Raw genomic sequence first — 18,522 nt, 5'->3', positions numbered from 1 at the left:
CCCTCGGTTCACCCCAGTGAACCGCCGCACCTCAACGACGAGATCGCAATGCCCCGCCACATCCGCTCTGCCTGGTTGAAGACCCTGGCCACCGTTGCCGCGGTACTGCTGTTCGCCGGACTGGTGGGGTGGTTCACGGGCCATCTGTGGTTGTGCATCGCGTTGGGCGCGCTGGCCACGCTGGCATGGCATTACTGGCGCCTGCGCAGCGTGCTGCGGCGCCTGACCGCGCGCCAGCGCTGGGATACCGCCGAAGAAGGCACCGGCGTCTGGAACGAGCTGGACCGCCTGCTGTACCGCAACCAGGTGGAAATGCGCGTGCGCAAGCGCCGCCTGCTGGACATGCTGCGCAGCTATCGCGCTGCGGCCGCCGCATTGCCCGATGCGGTGGTGGTGCTGGACCGCAACAGCCAGCGCGTGCAGTGGTTCAACGAAGCGGCCACCGCCCTGCTCGGCCTGCATCACCCCGGCGACCTCGGCGAAGCCCTGGTCGAACGCCTGCAGCCGATGCCGCTGGCGCACTGGCTGGCCGGCGGCCGCAATGCCGAGCCGATCCTCGACGTGCCTTCGCCGGTCGATCCGGCGATCCGCCTGAACCTGCGCCTGATTCCCTATTCGTCGGATTACTGGCTGCTGATCGCCCGCGACGTCAGCAAGCTGCTGCGCCTGGAACAGGTGCGCCGCGATTTCGTGGCCAACGTTTCACACGAACTGCGCACGCCGCTCACCGTGGTGCACGGCTATCTGGACATGATGGACCCGGAGGATTTCCCGGGAACCGGACCGATGCTGGAAGAAATGCGCAAGCAGAGCCAGCGCATGGCCCAGCTGGTGGAAGACCTGCTGACCCTGTCGCGCCTCGAATCGCAGGAACACAGCGAGGAAGAGACCGTGGCCATGCAGCCGATGCTGGCGACGCTGCGCCGCGAAGCCGAAGCGCACAGCCAGGGCCGCCACCAGATCAGCATCGACGACCTGGCCGGCGTTGACCTGCAGGGCTCGACCAAGGAACTGCACAGCGCCTTCTCCAACCTGGTCACCAATGCGGTGCGCTATACGCCGGCCGGTGGCCGCATCGCCGTGGAGTTCCGCCGCGAAGGCGACGGTGCCGTGCTGGCGGTGCGCGATTCCGGCTATGGCATCCCGGCCTCCCACCTGCCGCGCCTGACCGAACGTTTTTACCGTGTCTCCAGCAGCCGCTCCCGCGAAAGCGGCGGTACCGGCTTGGGCCTGTCCATCGTCAAGCACATCCTCGGCCTGCACCACGCACGGCTGGAGATTGAAAGCGAGGTCGGCAAGGGCTCGGTGTTCTCCTGCCATTTCGATGCCGACCACGTGCGCCCGCGCGAGTCCGCCCCCCTGACCTCCATCGAAGAATGACGCCATGAGCAGCCTCGGATCCCTCCCCCTCCCCGTGAGCCCGGACAACGATCCGTTGCGCGACCCGGCGCTGTACATCAACCGCGAGCTGTCGCAGCTGGATTTCAACTTCCGCGTGCTGGCGCAGGCGATGGACCCGCAGGTGCCGCTGCTGGAGCGCCTGCGCTTCATGTGCATCTCCTGCACCAACCTCGACGAGTTCTTCGAGATCCGCGCCGCTGCCGTACGCCACGCACAGGAATTCGGCCTGCCGCCGGCACCGGACGGGATGAGCCCGCAGGCCATCCTCAACGCCATCCATGACCGCGCCGCGGAACTGGTGGACCAGCAGTACCGCTGCTGGAACGAGACGCTGCGCCCGGCGCTGATGGAGGCCGGCATCGGCGTGCTCGGCCGCCATTCCTGGACCGATCGCCAGAAGCGCTGGCTGCGTGCGTACTTCCGCAACGAGATCATGCCGGTGCTGTCGCCGCTGGGCCTGGACCCGGTGCACCCGTTCCCGAAGATCCTCAACAAGTCGCTGAACATCGTGGTGGTGCTGAAGGGCACCGACGCGTTCGGCCGCGCCGGCCACCTGGCCATCGTGCGTGCGCCGCGCTCGCTGCCGCGCATCATCCAGCTGCCGGAGAAGCTCGGCGGTCCGCAGAACTTCGTGTTCCTGTCGTCGGTGCTGTCGACCTTCGTCGATGAGCTGTTCCCGGGCATGGAAGTCCAGGGGGCCTACCAGTTCCGCGTCACCCGCAATTCCGAGCTGGTGGTGGACGAGGAGGAAGTGGAGAACCTGGCGCTGGCGCTGCGCGATGAACTGGTCGACCGCGGCTACCGGCCGGCGGTGCGCCTGGAGATCGCGCAGGACATGCCGCGCGACATCGTGCGCACCCTGCTGCAGAACTTCGGCCTGACCGAGAACGCGGTGTACCGCATCGACGGCCCGGTCAACCTCAACCGCATCATCCAGCTGTACGACCTGATCGCACAGCCAGACCTGAAGTACCCGCCGATGACCCCGCGCACCCTGCGCGACAGCGACGGCATTTTCGAGACAGTGGCGCGCCACGACCTGCTGCTGCATCACCCGTTCGATGCCTTCACCGCCGTGCTGGACCTGATCCGGCAGGCGGCGGTCGATCCCAACGTGCTGGCGATCAAGCAGACCCTGTACCGCACCGGCAAGGATTCGCTGATTGTCGATGCACTGATCCAGGCCGCACGCAACGGCAAGGACGTGACCGTGGTGGTCGAACTGCGCGCCCGCTTCGACGAGGAAGCCAACCTCGGCCTGGCTGATCGCCTGCAGGAGGCCGGCGTGCAGGTGGTGTATGGCGTGGTCGGCTACAAGACCCACGCCAAGATGCTGCTGATCGTGCGCCGCGAGGGCCGCAAGCTGCGCCGCTATGTGCACCTCGGTACCGGCAACTACCACAGCGGTACCGCCCGTGCGTACACCGACATCAGCCTGATCACCGCCGATGCGGACATCGGCAACGATGTGCACCTGCTGTTCCAGCAGCTGTCCGGGCTGGCGTCGAAGATGAAGCTCAAGCGCCTGCTGCAGTCACCCTTCACCCTGCACACCGGCATCCTCGGCCGCATCGAGCGCGAGACGCGCATCGCCGCCGCAGGCCGCCCGGCGCGGATCATCGCCAAGATGAACGCCCTGAACGAACCGCAGGTGGTGCGCGCGCTGTACGCCGCCTCGCAGGCCGGCGTGCAGATCGACCTGATCATCCGCGGCGCCTGCACCCTGCGCCCGGGTGTGCCGGGCATCTCGGACAACATCCGCGTGCGCTCGATCGTCGGCCGCTTCCTGGAGCACAGCCGCGTCTACTGGTTCGGCAACGACGGCGCACCGGAGATGTACTGCGCCAGCGCCGACTGGCTGGAGCGCAACCTGCTGCGCCGGGTCGAGACCTGCTTCCCGATCCTCGACCCGGAGCTGGCCAAGCGGGTCTACCGCGAGGTCCTGCAGAACTACCTGGACGACAACCTCAACGCCTGGGAACTAGATGCCGACGGCATCTACCACAAGCGTGCGCCCGCCCACGACGAGGCACCGCATTCTGCGCAGATGGCACTGATGCAGGGTCTGTAACCCGGTGTGTCGACCCAGGTCGACACCTACCAGGAGCGGTAGGCACCGATTTGGGGCTGGATAGGATCAGTGCCGACCAACGGTCGGCACCCACCATCAGATCGCAGAAATCTGTCGAAGGCGGGGTGGGTCCGGTTGCGGGGGCGTGAGCGCCATGGATGGCGCGACCGAAGCTACATGGGTGAGGGCGCTTTGTTTGCGAAGCACCGCTTCGCAAGCGCCCGAACGCCCAGCCGCCAGCGGCTGGGCCGGGCCCCGGAGGGGGACTTGCGCCGTCCCCCGCAACCGGACTCACCCCGCCATCCCACGGATAGCCCGCTGTTGCTATTGCTGTTGCTTCGGCAGGTGCAGGGCGCAGCCCTGTCGCACTCCCCTCTTCCAAAATGTGAAGGCCGCGCGGTGACGAGCACACCGCCCCTTCGGCTAACATTCGTCCATGCCGCACACCACCACGACTCCGCCCGCATTGCAGGATGGCGACCTGCTGGCCGCCATCGACCTTGGCTCCAATAGTTTCCACATGGTCATCGCGCGCTACACGCTCGGCCAGCTGCGGGTAATCGACCGCCTGCGCGAGACGGTGCGCATGGCCGACGGCCTGGATGGCAAAGGGGGACTCTCCTCCGCTGCCCGGCAGCGCGCGCTGGAATGCCTGGCCCGCTTCGGCCAGCGCATCCGCAATGTACCGCCGCACCGGGTGCGCGCACTGGCCACCAACACCGTGCGCCAGCTGCGTTCACCGCAGTCGTTCCTGGTTCCCGCCGAAACCGCGCTCGGGCACGCCATCGAAGTGGTCAGCGGCCGCGAAGAAGCGCGCCTGATCTACCTGGGCGTGGCCCATGCACAACCGCCCAAGCCCGGCCAGCGCCGGCTGGTCATCGACATCGGCGGCGGCTCCACCGAATTCATCATCGGCATGGGCATGCAGACCCTGGAGCGCGAAAGCCTGCAGGCCGGCTGCATTGCCAGCACCCGGCGTTTCTTCCCCGGCGGCAAGCTGAGCAAGAAGCGCTGGAAGGACGCGCTGGCCGAGATCGGTCGCGAGTTCCAGCCCTTCGCCAGCAAGTACCGCGCGCTGGGCTGGCAGGAAGCGCTGGGTTCTTCGGGCACGCACAAGGCGATCAGCGAGATCTGCGCGACGATGAAGCTGAGCAAGGGCGCGATTACCGCCGAGGCCCTGCCGCAACTGCGCGACGAACTGCTGAAGGCCAAGAAGATCGACGACATCCAGTTGCCGGGACTGTCCAGCGACCGCCGCCCGATCATTGCCGGCGGCATCCTGGTGCTGGAGGCCGCCTTCCAGGCGCTGGGCCTGCAGAAGCTGCTGGTCAGCAAGGCCGCGATGCGCGAAGGCATCCTCTACGACATCGTCGGCCGCGCTGGCGAGAACGATCTGCGCGATGAATCGGTGTCCGCGCTCAGCCAGCGCTACGGCATCGATACCGTGCAGGCCGACCGTGTGCAGGACACCGCGCTGTCACTGCTGGAACAGGTGCAGGAACGCTGGCGGCTCGATGCCGACGACGCGCGCATGCTCGGCTGGGCCGCGCGCCTGCACGAGCTGGGCCTGATGATCGCGCACAGCGGCTACCACGTGCATGGCAGCTACGTGCTGGAACACTCGGATATCGCCGGCTTCTCGCGGCAGGAACAGCAGATGCTGGCCGCGCTGGTGCGCAGCCATCGCCGCAGCGTGACCAAGACCGCCTTCGACGCCCTGCCCGAGCGCCTGCTGCTGACCGCTCGCCGGCTGGCCGCCCTGCTGCGCCTGGCGGTGCTGCTCAATCGTGCCCATGAGGACGATCCACTGCCGACGTTGGAACTGACCGCCGACGACAACCGCCTGTCGTTGATCGTGCCGCAGGCCTTCATTGATGCCCGGCCACTGCTGCGCGCCGATCTGATCGGCGAGACCGACGGCATCGCCGGGCTGGGCATCCAGTTCCGCCCCTTCGTAGCCTGAGGCTCACGCTTTCCCGCGAGGGAAAGAAGGTCACACACCGTTACGGTTCGCGCATGCGCCCCCGGTTGACCTGCTGCGACGCAGCAGATCAAGTCGGGGGAGCGCATTCAGCGTTACAGCTAAGCGACTGCTTTTGTTGAGCTTTCGTGAAATCTGACGATGAAGCCTGGTACAAATCGACACGACCTCTTTACAGAGCATTAACCAACGAGACTACTATCGGGTCATCGGTCCGCTTGTGGGCGGCCGATTTCTTCGACGCCCCTTTTGGCGTCCCTGCACGACCTGAGAGAGAGAGAGCTCGTCATGACTTCACGTACCACCCCCCTGGGGCAGGCCATCCGCTACGCCCTGGCAACCACTGCGACGCTGGCCGCCCTGCCTGCGTTCGCCCAGAGTGGCAGCACCGCCGCGCCGACCACCCTGGATCGCATCGAGATCACTGGCTCGCGCATCCGCCAGGTGGACGTGGAGACCGCTCAGCCGGTCCTGGCACTGAGCCGGTTGGACATCGAGCGCCAGGGCTTCAGCTCGGTGGCCGACATCCTGCAGAACGTGACCGCCATGGGCAGCCCGGCGATCAGCCGTGCAAACGCACTGAGCTCGGGCGAAAACACCGGCGGCACCTACATCGACATGCGCAACCTGGGCGCGCAGCGCACCCTGGTGCTGGTCAACGGCAAGCGCCTGGGCATCAGCACCTCGGGCCTGCAGGACGTGTCCTCGCTGCCGGTGTCGGCGGTGGAGCGTATCGAAGTGCTGAAGGATGGCGCGTCGGCCATCTACGGTTCCGATGCGATGGCCGGCGTGGTCAACATCATCACCCGTTCCAACGTCAACGGTGTGACCGCCAACGTCTACCACGGCCAGTACAGCGAAGGTGACGGCGCGCGCGACCGCTTCGACGTGGTGGGTGGCTGGAGCAATGACCGCGTGTCGCTGACCCTGGCACTGGAGCACTCCGAAGAAAAGAGCGTCTGGGCCAAGGACCGCTGGTTCAGCAAGTACGGCGTGAGCGACCGCCACCCGAACGATGCCTCCAACTGGACCACGCTGAGCCAGTGGGGCCAGGTCACCGGCCTGAAGGGCGGCCCGGGCTGCACCAACACCAAGGACGGCTGCGGCTATTCGCTCAACCGTGGTGCTGACCCGACCAACCCGGCCAACTACCACCTGACCGATGCGACCCCGTTCACCGGCGACGTCAGCAACGCCAACGAACAGATGCACGTCATGTATCCGCTCAAGCGTGATTCGGTGTACTTCGACGGTCGCTTCAAGATCACCGACCAGGTCAACCTGCGCACCGAATTCGGCTACAACAAGCGTTCGGCCGAGCGCCAGATTGCAGGCTACCCCCTGCAGTCCAGCTCGGTGTCCATCTCGGGCGACCCGACCGCCACCGGCCTGATGTCCAAGGACAGCTACTTCAATCCGTTCGGCAACCAGCACGGCTATGCCAAGCCTACCGACGTGGCCTGGAACCGCCGCACCTGGGAAATCCCGCGTGTGAGCACCAGCGAACTGAAGACCTACCGTGCGGTAGTGTCGCTGGATGGCAGCTTCGAGATCGGCCAGCGCTACTTCGACTGGGACGTGGGCTACCAGTACAACCGCAACGAGCTGACCGCTACCGCCACCGGCAACCTGCACAAGAAGCGCGTGCGCGATGCTGTGGGTCCGTCGTTCCTGGATCCGGCCACCGGCAAGGTGATGTGTGGCCGTCCGGGCGCGGTGATCAGCGGCTGCACGCCGTGGAACCCGCTGGTGCCCTACGGCAAGAACGATCCGAACGGGCTGACCGGCAATGAAGAACTGATGGCCTGGCTGTTCCCGGCGGAACGCACCACCGGCCGCACCACCACCAAGAACGCGTTCGCCAACCTGTCCGGCAGCATCATGACCCTGCCGGCCGGCGACCTGGGCTTCGCTTTCGGCGTGGAAAGCCGCAAGGAAGATGGCCGCTACACCCCCGATGCCCTGGCCCAGACCGGCGCCACCACCAACCTGGCCGCAGGCCCGACCGGTGGCAGCTACAACGTGAAGGAAGCCTACCTGGAGCTCAGCGTGCCGGTGCTGGCCGACCTGCCCGGTGCGCGTGAGCTGAGCTTCAGTGCCGCCACCCGCTATTCCAAGTACAACACCTTCGGCAACACGCTCAACAGCAAGTTCGGCTTCAAGTGGAAGCCGATCGACCAGCTGCTGGTCCGTGGTACCTGGGCAGAAGGCTTCCGCGCCCCGACCATCAACGACCTGTACGGTGGCGGTTCGGAAACCTTCGCGCAGTTCAGCGATCCGTGCGACACCGTGTTCGGCTCGGCCAAGGGCAGTGCTGAAGTCCGCGCGCGATGCGCACGTGACATCGCCGATGCCGGCAACTTCCGCCAGCTGAAGCAGGGCAACACCCCGGTGACCACGGCGCAGGATGCGACCCCGACGCCGTTCGTGTCCGGTTCGAACCCGCTGCTGGTTCCGGAAACCTCGACCAGCAAGACGCTGGGCCTGGTGTGGAGCCCGACCTTCCTCAGCAACCTCAACGTGGCACTGGACTGGTGGAAGATCCGCATCGACAACACCATCGTCGGTGACAGCCCGAACCAGATCCTGAGGGACTGCTACGAGCAGGGCATCGAATCGCGCTGCAGCCGCTTCAGCCGTGACCCGTCCAACGGCATCGTCACCGGCCTGAAGTTCGGCAACCGCAATGCCGGCTTTGCCGAGACCGAAGGTTACGACCTGGATGTCAGCTACCGCGTCGACACCAGCTACGGCAAGCTGAGCGCAGGCTGGACCAGCACCTATGTGAGCAAGAACGTCTACCGCTCCACCAACGATGTCCGCGAAGCGATCACGCCGATCAACGGCGTTGCCAACACCATCGGCACCGCCACCAGCCTTGCGTTCCGCGTGCGCTCGAACCTGGTGCTGGGCTGGGATGTGGGTGACTTCGGCGTCAGCTGGACGGCACGCTACTACTCCGGTGTGAAGGAGCGCTGCCTCAACGCCTCGCGTTATGCGGACGAATGCTCCGATCCGACCTTCCTGGCTCCGTGGCTGAAGTCGCCGACCGCGTACAACGAGCGCGGTGCCGTGACCTTCCACGACGTGCAGTTCCGCTACAACCTGCCGTGGGATGCCACCGTTTCGGTGGGCGCGAACAATGTGTTCGGCAAGGAAGCGCCGGTGATGTACAGCAAGCCGAACTCGTCGTTCTCCTACTACGGTGGCTACGACATCGGTCGTTTCATGTACATGAAGTACCAGCAGCGCTTCTGATCCATCCGCGCTGTTGAAGCTCGACGACCACGGCCCTTCGGGGCCGTGGTTTTTTTCTGCCTCCGCGCAGACTGTCGCTTTCCACATTGACCGTGATGCGTTCAATCAGGGACACGGTCCTCTGCGCTGCGTCCGCCGCGATGCCACAGGTTGGAGCAATCGATTGATTTGCTTCCGCTTTGTGCAGAAGCGTCACGGCCGTCTGCAGCGCTTTCGTCGCTTGCCCATACGTCTCCCCATCCATCTTCACTAGGTTCGAACATCCACCGCCGCGGTGGAGTTGACGCAGCCCCGCTTGGCTGTGTTCCGAAGACTTCGAAGACTGAGAGAGAGACCCATGACCATCCGTATTCCCGAGCTCGGGTTGGCGATCCGTCGTGCACTGGCGATGACGGCCACCACCGCACTGGCCCTCCCCGCATTCGCCCAGCACGCACCGGAAGCCACCACGCTGGACCGTATCGAGATCACCGGTTCGCGCATCCGCCAGGTCGACCTGGAAACCGCGCAGCCGGTGCTGACCATCAGCCGCGCCGACATCGAGCGGCAGGGCTTCAATTCCGTTGCCGACATCCTGCAGAACCTGACCGCAACCGGCAGCCCGGCCTTGAGCCGTGCCAGCCCGCTCAGTGCGGGCGAGGCCGCAGGCGGCAGCTACGTGGACATGCGCGGCCTCGGTGCACAGCGCACCCTGGTGCTGGTCAACGGCAAGCGCCTGGGCATGACCACTTCGGGTTACCAGGATATATCCAGCATTCCCGCCGCTGCCGTGGAACGCATGGAAGTGCTGAAGGACGGCGCCTCGGCCATCTACGGTTCCGACGCGATGGCCGGCGTGGTCAACATCATCACCCGGCGCAACGTCCAGGGCGTGACCGCCAACGTCTACCACGGGCAGTTCAGCGAAGGCGATGGTGCCCGCACCCAGTACGACGTGGTTGCCGGCTGGTCGAATGACCGCGCTTCGATCAGTGTCGCCGCCGAGCATGTCGAAGAAAAGGGCGTTTGGGCGAAGGACCGCGGCTTCAGCGCCTACACCTATACCGATCGTCATCCGGACGATGGCTGGACCACGGTCGGGCAGTGGGGGCGCATCGTCGGCTTCAAGGGCCCGGGCTGCAGCAGCGCCCGTGGCTGCAGCTATTCGCTCGATCGCGGCAGCCAGCCGGGCGGGCCGGACAGCTTCCACCTCAGTGACAACACACCGTTCACCGGTGATGTCAGCAACAGCAATGAACAGATGCACGTGCAGACGCCGATCAAGCGCGATTCGCTCTTCGTCGATGCACGCATGGACCTGAACGACCAGATCCGCTTCAACACCCAGCTGGCCTACAACCGACGCACCACCACGCGCCAGATTGCCGGCTATCCGTTCCAGTCCGGTGCGGCCGGCATCACGCCGATGTCCGCCGACAGCTGGTTCAATCCGTTCGGCAGCCACCACGGCTATGAACGCCCAAGCGACGTGCACTGGAACCGCCGCACCTGGGAGATTCCACGCATCAGCACCAGCGAACTGACCACCTGGCAGGGTATTGCAGCGTTTGAAGGCAGCTTCCAGTTCGCCGGTCGCGACTTCGATTGGGAAGCCGGCTACCAGTACAACCGCAGCGAGCTGGAGCAGCGTGCCACCGGCGACCTGCACAAGCAGCGCGTTGCCGATTCCACCGGTCCTTCGTTCTACAACCCGGCCACCGGCAAGGTGGAATGCGGTACACCGGATGCACCGATTGCCGGCTGCAAGCCCTGGAATCCACTGGTGCCGTATGGCCAGGATGACCCGTACGGCCTGACCGGCAATGGCGAACTGCAGGACTGGCTGTTCCCCGAGGAACTCACTCGTGGCCGCAACACCACCCGCAACCTGTTCGCCAGCCTCAGTGGCGGCCTTGCCACGCTGCCTGCCGGGGAACTGGGCTTCGCCCTGGGTGTGGAGAGCCGCCGCGAGGAGGGTCGCTTCATTCCCGATGCGCTGGCCCAGACCGGCGCCACCACTAATCTGGCGGCGGGCCCCACCGGCGGTGGCTACCGTGTCGACGAGGCCTATCTGGAGCTGAGCGTGCCGGTGCTGAGCGACCTCCCCGGTGCACGCCAGCTGACCCTGGACATGGCAACGCGCTACTCGGACTACACCACCTTCGGCGGAACCCTCAACAGCAAGTTCGGCATCTCGTGGAAGCCGATCGACCAGTTGCTGGTCCGTGGCACCTGGGCCCAGGGTTTCCGTGCGCCGACCATCTCGAATCTGTACGGCGGCGGCTCGCAGACCTTCACCACCGGCTTCCGTGACCCCTGCGATACGGTCTATGGCGCCGCCGCCAGCAGCCCGGAGGTACGTGCACGTTGCGCCGCCGACATCGCCAACGCGGACAGCTACCGCCAGCTCGGCCAGGGCAACGAGCCGATCACCGGCAGCAGTGGGCAGACGCCCCTGCCCTTCACCAACGGCTCCAATCCCGACCTGAAGCCGGAAACCTCGACCAGCCGCACGCTGGGGCTGGTCTGGAGCCCGACGTTTGCCGAAGGACTGAACATTGCGTTGGACTGGTGGAAGATCCGTATCGACAACACCATCGTCGCCGACCATCCCAACGACATCCTCCGCGACTGCTACGAACTGGGCATCGCCGAGCGCTGCGGCAGTTTCACCCGCGACCCGGAACTGGGCATCGTCAACACGCTCAACTATGGCAGCCGCAACAGCGGGTTCCGCCAGGCCGAAGGCTATGACCTGGAGATCGGCCACAAGATCGAAACGTCCTGGGGCACGCTGAGCGCCGACTGGAAGACCACCTATGTGGTCGCCGCGGAAGAACGGACCACCAACGAGGCGGATGCGCCGCCCATTCCCAGCAATGGCATCGCCAGCAACGGCGGCATCGGCTTCCGTGTGCGCTCCAACGCATCGTTGGGCTGGGAGCGTGGCAACCTCGGCCTTAACTGGGGCCTGCGCTATTTCTCCGCGGTCAAGGAGCGTTGCCTGGATGCAGCCACGTATCCGGGTGAGTGCTCGCACCCGGGCCAGCGCGCGCCGTGGTTCAGTGGCAGCCGTGACTACAACCGTCGCGGATCGGTCACCTTCCACGACGTGCAGGCGCGCTACAACCTGCCATGGGATGCGACCGTCTCGATCGGTGCCAACAATGTGTTCGGCCGCCAGGGACCGGCCATGTACAGCCAGCCGAGCGCCAACTTCTCCTACTACGGTGGCTTCGACATCGGTCGTTTCATCTACATGAAATACCAGCAGCGCTTCTGATCCACCGCGCCCCCTGCACGACCGCCACGGCCCTTCGGGGCCGTGGCTTCGTACAGGGACCTGACCACCGTCATCCCGTGGTCGCAAAGCGGTCATATCGGCTACATCGCCAGGCCCGAGCATGCCGGAAACCCGGAGGCCCGCCATGCGCTATGCCATCGTCACCGAGACCTACCCGCCGGAAGTGAACGGCGTTGCCCTCACCGTGCAGGGCCTGGAGCAGGGACTGCGCAATTCCGGCCATGACATCGACCTGATCCGGCCACGCCAGACCAGCGAAGCACTGGACTCGGCACCGGGCACGCTGCTGGTGCCGGGCGCCGCACTGCCGCGCTACCCCGGCCTGCGCTTTGGCCTGCCTGCACCGATCCGGCTCAACCGCCACTGGCAGCAGCAGCGTCCCGATGCGGTCTACATCGCCACCGAAGGCCCGCTGGGCTGGTCGGCGCTGCGCACCGCGCGCCGCCTTGGCATTCCGGTCGCCAGTGGTTTCCATACCCGCTTCGACGAGTACCTGCCCGACTACGGCGTGGCTTGGCTGCAGGCTGCCGCGATGCGCTGGATGCGCCGGTTCCACAACCAGGCCGATGCAACCCTGGTGCCCACCCGCGAGCTGCAGCAGTTCCTCGGTGAACAGGGCTTCGAACGCGTGCGCCTGCTGGCACGCGCGGTCGACAGCCAGCAGTTCGATCCGGGCCGGCGCGACCCGGCGCTGCGCGAGGAATGGGGCGTGGACGGCAACGGCCTGGTCGCGATCCATGTCGGCCGCATCGCTGCGGAAAAAAACCTTGGCCTGGCGGTGAAAGCCTTCCGCCGCCTGCAGCTGATCCGGCCCAAAGCCCGCTTCGTCTGGGTGGGTGATGGTCCGGCCCGCGAAAAACTGGCACATGAAAACCCCGATTTCATTTTCTGCGGCATCCAGCGCGGCGAAGCCCTGGCACGGCATTTCGCCAGCGGTGACCTGTTCCTGTTCCCCAGCCGCAGCGAGACCTTTGGCAACGTGACCCTGGAAAGCATGGCCAGCGGCCTGGCCACCGTCGCTTTCGACTACGGTGCGGCCCGCGAATACCTGCGTGATGGCGAGAACGGTGCGGCCGTGGAAAACGATGAGCAGTTCATCGAGGCAGCGGTGCAGCTGGCCGCCGATGATGCACGGCGCCGCGAATTCGGCAGCAGCGCCGCGCGTGCGATGAAGCGCCTGCATCCACAGCAGGTGGTTGCCGAATTCGATGCCCTGCTGGCCGAGCTGGCCCAGTCGCGGAGGAGCGGCCATGCGCACCACGCCGCTTGAGCTGCTGGCTGGCCGCGAGGCGCGGCTCTGCCGCCGGGCCAACCACTACTGCCGGCGTCGCCGCGTGCGTCGCCTGTTCTCGGTCATCAGCCGGCTCGGCGATGGCGTGTTCTGGTACGTACTGATGGGCGCGCTGGTGGCGCTGGACGGCTTCGACGGACTGCGTGCATCGGTGCACATGGCCGCCACCGGCCTGGCCGCACTGCTGCTCTACAAAGGCCTCAAGCGCTGGACCCGGCGTCCCCGCCCGTATGCGGCCGATCTGCGCATCCGCGCCTGGGTGGCGCCGCTGGACGAGTTCAGCTTCCCCTCCGGGCACACCCTGCACGCGGTGTCGTTCACCATCGTCGCGCTGGCCTACTACCCGTGGCTGGCGCCGCTGCTGGTGCCGTTCACCTTCGGCGTCGCGCTGTCGCGGGTGGTGCTGGGCCTGCACTACCCGTCCGATGTACTGGCCGCCACCGGCATTGCCATCCTGCTGGCATCGGCCAGCCTGGCCTGGTTGCCGCTGCCGGTGTAGCCCCCGGGGTCAGATCCCTTCGGTAGCGCCGGGCCATGCCCGGCGGTGGATGCCCTAGAATGCCTGCATGACCACGCTGTTCATTTCCGACCTGCACCTGGACCCCAGCCGTCCGGAGATCACCGACCTGTTCCTGCGCTTCCTGCGCGAGCAGGCGCCCGGCGCCGATGCGCTGTACATCCTCGGCGACCTGTTCGAAGCCTGGATCGGCGACGACACGCCCTCGCCTGCTGCCGATGCGGTGGCCGACGCGCTGAAGGTACTTTCCGACAGCGGCGTACCGGTGTACTTCATCCGCGGCAACCGCGACTTCCTGCTCGGCGAAGACTATGCGCGCCGTGCCGGCCTGCGCATCCTGCCTGACCCGTGCGTGATCGACCTGTACGGCCGCCCGGTGCTGCTGCAGCACGGCGACCTGCTGTGCACGGACGACATCCCCTACCAGCAGTTCCGTGCACAGACGCGCGACCCGGTCTTCCAGGCGCAGTTCCTGTCGCAGCCGCTGGCCGCACGCATCGCCTTCGCGCAGAAGGCACGCGACGCCAGCCAGGCCCGCCAGTCGGAAATGAAGCAGGATGATCGTGCGCAGTTCGAGTCGGTAACCGACGTGTCACCCGCCGAAGTCGATGCCACCTTCGTGCGCCATGGCGTGGACACCATGATCCACGGCCACACCCATCGCCCGGCGGTGCACACGCTGCAGGCCGGTGGCCGCGCCTGCAACCGCATCGTGCTGGGTGACTGGTACGAACAGGGATCGGTGCTGCGCGTGGATGCCGGCGGCTGGTCGCTGGATACGCTCGCGCGCGAATGATGGATCGCGGGGTGCCAACCAAGGTTGGCATCTACCAGGGCAGGTGAACACACCCGGGTAGACGCCGACCTCGGTCGGCGAGTGGCCTCAGCGGAAGGCCGCGATGGTGGCCTTGGTATTGACCAGCACGCGCTGGTTGTCGGCGGTGCTGGCATTGCCCATCGGGATGCCGTTGTAGTTGATGTTCGGGTTGGACCAGTAGTTCAGGCGCGGGCAGCCGGCCGAGCAGTCATAAGCCATGATCGTGCGCCAGCGCGAACCGGAGGACGGCTCGTAGCGATAGCCGTGCCCATAGGCATAGGGCGACGTGCTGGGATCACTGGCGATATCGTGCCGCGCACTCTGCAGGTGGCCGATCTCATGCGCGAAGGAGTAATAGCCGGTCGCGCAATCCCAGTACACCGCCGCGAACGCCGTCGATGCCGTCGAACCGATGCCCGAGGCCAACCCGCAGTAGCTCGTGTTGTTGATCAGCAGCACGCCGACATCGGCCGCAGTGTTGTTGCGACTGGTGTGGATGCTGTCCATGTAGCCGTCGCTGGTGTTGCGGAAGCGGGTCAGGTCGGTGGTGAAGTTGCCGGATTCGGTGTAGCTGGTGGTTTCATAGCCGGCCAGCTGCAGGGTGATGCCCACGTTGCTGTTGACGTAGCCCTGGTTGGATTCGGCCACCGCCAGCTGCACCAGCGACTGCATGTTGCCGCCATAGGCCGTTACCGCTGCATTGGTTGCCACCACCAGCACGCGGATGGTGGCCGGGGTACCGGACGAGGCCTGCGCGATGCCGATGCGGTCATTGTTGCCCATCGGGATTTTCGGCAGCTGGTTGTAGTCGGCCGGATGGTCGGCCGGCATCCGCGATTCATCCACTTCCACCAGTACATGCCGGTTGCCCAGTGGGCGCAGGCGATACAACTTGCCGTCCTTGCGGATCGAACCGGTGAGGGTGTTGCCCGAACGCACCAGGATCACTGAATTACCAGGATCATCCTGGCCATTCGAAGTGGCGGCAGTCAGCCGATCGGACGGCGAGCGCAACTGGCCGTACCAGATGCTGCCGCCATCGGGCAGGGCTTCCACCTTGCTGCGCACCGCCTGCACGCGCTGGCCAAGCAGTTCGAACTCCAGCTGCGGCTGCGCAGTGGCAGCAGCGTCGACACGCACTTCCTGTACCGTCGCGGTGGACGGGGTGGCCAGCAGCTTGCCCAGCGCGGGCTCACTGTTTGCCGATGCGCGGCTGATGACCGTCACCGGCTCGAACAACGGTGCCGCATGCGCGGCCGCTGCCACCGACAAACCCAACACCAGGCCACCTGCCGCTTTGCCAATCGATCTGGACAACATTGCGTCGCTCCTTGAATGATGTGAACAGCGTTGATGCAGCACGCCCGGGTCTACCGGGTCTGGCCATCTGGCCTGCGCGGGTCATGTGAATTCAATAGAAGATGGGAATGAAAATCAGGAACTGTGATCGACCGCATCTGCGTTAAGTAAGGTCAAAAGCGTCACTACACTTCGCCAATACACCGCTTTCGCGCTACCGTGACGCAGCCACGACGGGGAATGCACATGGCACCATCGCAGGACACGGACGAAGATGTCGGCTTGCTGCGGATCGGCCTGTTCTTCGATGGCACCCGTAACAACGCACACAACCTGGCACGCGGTCGCCCACAGGTTCCGCAGCCACGCCCGGCGCAGCTGCGCGCGGATGATGATTCGACCTACCAGAGCCGGCTGACCAGCAGCTACGACAACGGCCTGACCAACATCGCGCGCCTGCAGCAGCTGTATCCGGACAGCCGCCGCGATGCGATGGCCGCGCCTTCGCTGTCGATCTATGTCGAGGGCGTGGGGACCCGCGATGATGCCGATGACGATCTGATCGGACTGGCCTTCGGCATCGGTGCCAGTGGCGTTCGCGCGAAAGTGCAGCGCGCGCTGCAGGTGCTGCTGCCGGCGGCACTGGCCGAGCTGTCCGCGCGCTGGCAGCGACCGCTGCGTGGCGTGCAGCTGGATCTGTTCGGCTATTCGCGCGGTGCTGCCGCGGCACGTGATATCTCAAACCAGCTGCAGGCCTGGGACAGCGCGCGCTGGCGCCAGCTGCTGCAGGGCGCCGGCCTGCCCTGCACTGCGGACTTCGCCGCCGTCACGCCGGTGCTGCGCTTCATCGGACTGTTCGACACCGTGGTTGCAGTCAATGGTGGCCGCGCCGATGAACACCCGCAGCTCGCCCTGCGCAGTGGCATCGCGGCACACGTCGTGCAACTGGCCGCGCGTGACGAGCATCGCCAACACTATCCATTGACCAGCGTCGCGCCAACGTTCACCGAGGTCGCCCTGCCCGGCGTGCACGCCAACATCGGCGGTGGCTACAACCAGCTGGAAGAAGGGCCCAAGCTGCTCAGCCGTCCGCGCCGGCAGCAGCTGCGCCGCCCAGCGGTTTCCGACTACCAGGTCCCTTCACTGGCGTTGCTGCAGGCCACCACGGCCTACGCCGAAACGCAGGCCGACGCCGAACGCTGGCGGCAGCAGCTGGGCGTGGGTGAAAAGGAGATCTGGGTGGATGTCTGGCACCAGTGGCAGCAGCAGCGTCGCGCCGGCAGCCGCAGCGTGCTGTTGTCGCCGGTGCTGTATGTGACCGCCGCGGTGGTGCTGCGTCGGCGCATCGACTGGCGTTACCAGCTGATCGCACTGCAGGTGATGCAGCAGCAGGCCATCGATGCTGGCGTGCAATGGACCGCCAATGCCGCTGGAGTTCCCGGCTGGGAGCTGCCGTCCGCCCTGCAGCCGATCGCACGCCGACTGGTTGCCGGACAGCCGCTGACGCAGACACAGGAGGCGCTGCTGCGACGGCGTTACCTGATGCAGTCGGCGCACTGGAACTTCGATGCACTGGGCGACACCGCACTGACCTACGCCGCCGATGCCGGCGTCAGCGAACTGCCGTACCGGCCGGGACCCGGCCTGTTCTACATCAACCGGCCAACGGTGGATGGCAAGCGCGTGGTGTTGCCGAACGCATGAAAAAAGGGACGGAGGGGATTAAGTCGTTTGTGGCACAAACGACTTAATCCCCTCCGTCCCCTTTTCTTCAACCGGCCTGTTCAACCAGGTTGGCCAGCTCATCCGCATCGAACCCGGCCAGCAGGCGCGCTTCGATGTTGAATGGCCCATGCAGGTAGCCGCCGGCGTACTCCACCAGCAGTTCCTTGAAGCGCGCACGCGGCTCGACAGCGGCGCGGTCGCAGTACCAGCGATACCAGCGCGAACCGGCAGCGACGTGCGCCACTTCCTCGCGCAGGATCACTTCCAGCACATCGGCGGTTTCGCCATCGCCGACATTGCGCAGCTTCCCGATCATGCCGGGCGTTACGTCCAGGCCGCGCGCTTCCAGCACGCGCGGCACCAGCGCCATGCGTGCCAGGCCGTCATGCGCGGTCTTTTCGCACATTTCCCACAGGCCGTTGTGCGCTGGGAAATCGGCATAGTCGTGGCCATGCACCTGCAGGCGCTCGCGCAACAGCATGAAGTGCCGCGACTCGTCGTCGGCACAGCTGACCCAGTCGGCATGGAACGCCGACGGCAGGCCACGGAAGCGGTATACCGCATCCCAGGCCAGGTCGATCGCGTTGAGTTCGATATGGGCGATGGCGTGGATGAAGGCGGCACGCCCTTCCACACCGCCCAGTCCACGCCGCGGCACTTCACGCGGATGCACCAGCACCAGCTGCGCCGGCCGGCCGGGCATGCGGATCGGCTCCGGCGGCGGTGCATCGGCCGCCACCTTCAGGCGGCCAGCACGGAACGCGGCGGCATAGGCCTGGGTCAGCGCGACCTTGCGCAGCGGGTCGGCTTCGGCCAGGCACTGCTGCGCAGCGCGCAGCAGGTCGCCACCAACGTCGGGTACATCGACCACGCCTGGAC

The 18,522-nt window shown here is 66.0% G+C and carries 11 protein-coding genes; 9 read left to right on the top strand and 2 right to left on the bottom strand.

Annotation, left to right across the window (positions count from 1 at the left end; genetic code table 11):
- Positions 1 to 48: 48 nt before the first annotated feature.
- From phoR to lpxH, 8 genes are all read left to right on the top strand, one after another.
- The gene (phoR, locus tag ACZK45_RS04150; RefSeq protein ID WP_032129078.1) at positions 49 to 1,380 is read left to right on the top strand and encodes a phosphate regulon sensor histidine kinase PhoR; all 1,332 of its coding nucleotides are present in this window, start codon (positions 49 to 51) and stop codon (positions 1,378 to 1,380) included.
- A gap of 4 nt (positions 1,381 to 1,384) precedes the next feature.
- Positions 1,385 to 3,472 (top strand): polyphosphate kinase 1, encoded by a 2,088-nt coding sequence (gene ppk1, locus ACZK45_RS04145; RefSeq protein ID WP_049400920.1) that lies wholly within the window; start codon positions 1,385 to 1,387, stop codon positions 3,470 to 3,472.
- Between the two features lie 436 nt (positions 3,473 to 3,908).
- Positions 3,909 to 5,435 carry an exopolyphosphatase gene (gene ppx / locus ACZK45_RS04140; RefSeq protein ID WP_478445484.1) on the top strand — a complete coding sequence of 509 codons (1,527 nt, stop codon included), beginning with the start codon at positions 3,909 to 3,911 and terminating at the stop codon, positions 5,433 to 5,435.
- 306 nt (positions 5,436 to 5,741) lie between these two features.
- Entirely contained in the window at positions 5,742 to 8,711 is a 2,970-nt protein-coding gene (locus ACZK45_RS04135) for a TonB-dependent receptor domain-containing protein (RefSeq protein WP_032129076.1), read from the top strand.
- Positions 8,712 to 9,048: 337 nt separating this feature from the next.
- Entirely contained in the window at positions 9,049 to 11,973 is a 2,925-nt protein-coding gene (locus ACZK45_RS04130; RefSeq protein WP_478445483.1) for a TonB-dependent receptor domain-containing protein, read from the top strand.
- A gap of 145 nt (positions 11,974 to 12,118) precedes the next feature.
- Positions 12,119 to 13,264 carry a glycosyltransferase family 4 protein gene (locus ACZK45_RS04125; RefSeq protein WP_478445482.1) on the top strand — a complete coding sequence of 382 codons (1,146 nt, stop codon included), beginning with the start codon at positions 12,119 to 12,121 and terminating at the stop codon, positions 13,262 to 13,264.
- Positions 13,245 to 13,784: a phosphatase PAP2 family protein gene (locus tag ACZK45_RS04120; protein ID WP_049400923.1), complete on the top strand. Its 540-nt coding sequence runs from the start codon at positions 13,245 to 13,247 to the stop codon at positions 13,782 to 13,784. Before ACZK45_RS04125 ends, ACZK45_RS04120 begins: the two co-directional genes overlap by 20 nt.
- Before the next feature lie 67 nt (positions 13,785 to 13,851).
- Positions 13,852 to 14,598: a UDP-2,3-diacylglucosamine diphosphatase gene (lpxH, locus tag ACZK45_RS04115; RefSeq protein ID WP_182267322.1), complete on the top strand. Its 747-nt coding sequence runs from the start codon at positions 13,852 to 13,854 to the stop codon at positions 14,596 to 14,598.
- Between the two features lie 87 nt (positions 14,599 to 14,685).
- Here the strand turns inward: lpxH and ACZK45_RS04110 are convergent, their stop codons facing one another.
- Positions 14,686 to 15,939: a zinc-dependent metalloprotease gene (locus tag ACZK45_RS04110; RefSeq protein ID WP_032129071.1), complete on the bottom strand. Its 1,254-nt coding sequence runs from the start codon at positions 15,937 to 15,939 to the stop codon at positions 14,686 to 14,688.
- Between the two features lie 225 nt (positions 15,940 to 16,164).
- Here ACZK45_RS04110 and ACZK45_RS04105 point away from each other — a divergent pair, with 225 nt between their 5' ends.
- A complete protein-coding gene (locus ACZK45_RS04105; RefSeq protein ID WP_478445481.1) occupies positions 16,165 to 17,622 on the top strand; it encodes a DUF2235 domain-containing protein in 1,458 nt (485 codons plus the stop codon).
- A gap of 67 nt (positions 17,623 to 17,689) precedes the next feature.
- Here ACZK45_RS04105 and ACZK45_RS04100 read toward each other — a convergent pair whose 3' ends face one another.
- Positions 17,690 to 18,514, bottom strand: coding sequence for a ferritin-like domain-containing protein (locus ACZK45_RS04100; RefSeq protein WP_317218148.1), 825 nt, complete (start codon positions 18,512 to 18,514; stop codon positions 17,690 to 17,692).
- Positions 18,515 to 18,522 lie beyond the last annotated feature (8 nt).

It is taken from the genome of Stenotrophomonas sp. 63632_Sma (assembly GCF_056482875.1).
Note: the sequence above shows the minus strand (reverse complement) of the source record. Positions and strands in the feature narration are given on the sequence as shown.

Coding starts and splice junctions, on each gene's coding strand:
- phoR (WP_032129078.1), top strand. CDS start 49: ATGCCCCGCCACATCCGCTCTGCCTGGTTGAAGACCCTGGCCACCGTT.
- ppk1 (WP_049400920.1), top strand. CDS start 1,385: ATGAGCAGCCTCGGATCCCTCCCCCTCCCCGTGAGCCCGGACAACGAT.
- ppx (WP_478445484.1), top strand. CDS start 3,909: ATGCCGCACACCACCACGACTCCGCCCGCATTGCAGGATGGCGACCTG.
- ACZK45_RS04135 (WP_032129076.1), top strand. CDS start 5,742: ATGACTTCACGTACCACCCCCCTGGGGCAGGCCATCCGCTACGCCCTG.
- ACZK45_RS04130 (WP_478445483.1), top strand. CDS start 9,049: ATGACCATCCGTATTCCCGAGCTCGGGTTGGCGATCCGTCGTGCACTG.
- ACZK45_RS04125 (WP_478445482.1), top strand. CDS start 12,119: ATGCGCTATGCCATCGTCACCGAGACCTACCCGCCGGAAGTGAACGGC.
- ACZK45_RS04120 (WP_049400923.1), top strand. CDS start 13,245: ATGCGCACCACGCCGCTTGAGCTGCTGGCTGGCCGCGAGGCGCGGCTC.
- lpxH (WP_182267322.1), top strand. CDS start 13,852: ATGACCACGCTGTTCATTTCCGACCTGCACCTGGACCCCAGCCGTCCG.
- ACZK45_RS04110 (WP_032129071.1), bottom strand. CDS start 15,939: ATGTTGTCCAGATCGATTGGCAAAGCGGCAGGTGGCCTGGTGTTGGGT.
- ACZK45_RS04105 (WP_478445481.1), top strand. CDS start 16,165: ATGGCACCATCGCAGGACACGGACGAAGATGTCGGCTTGCTGCGGATC.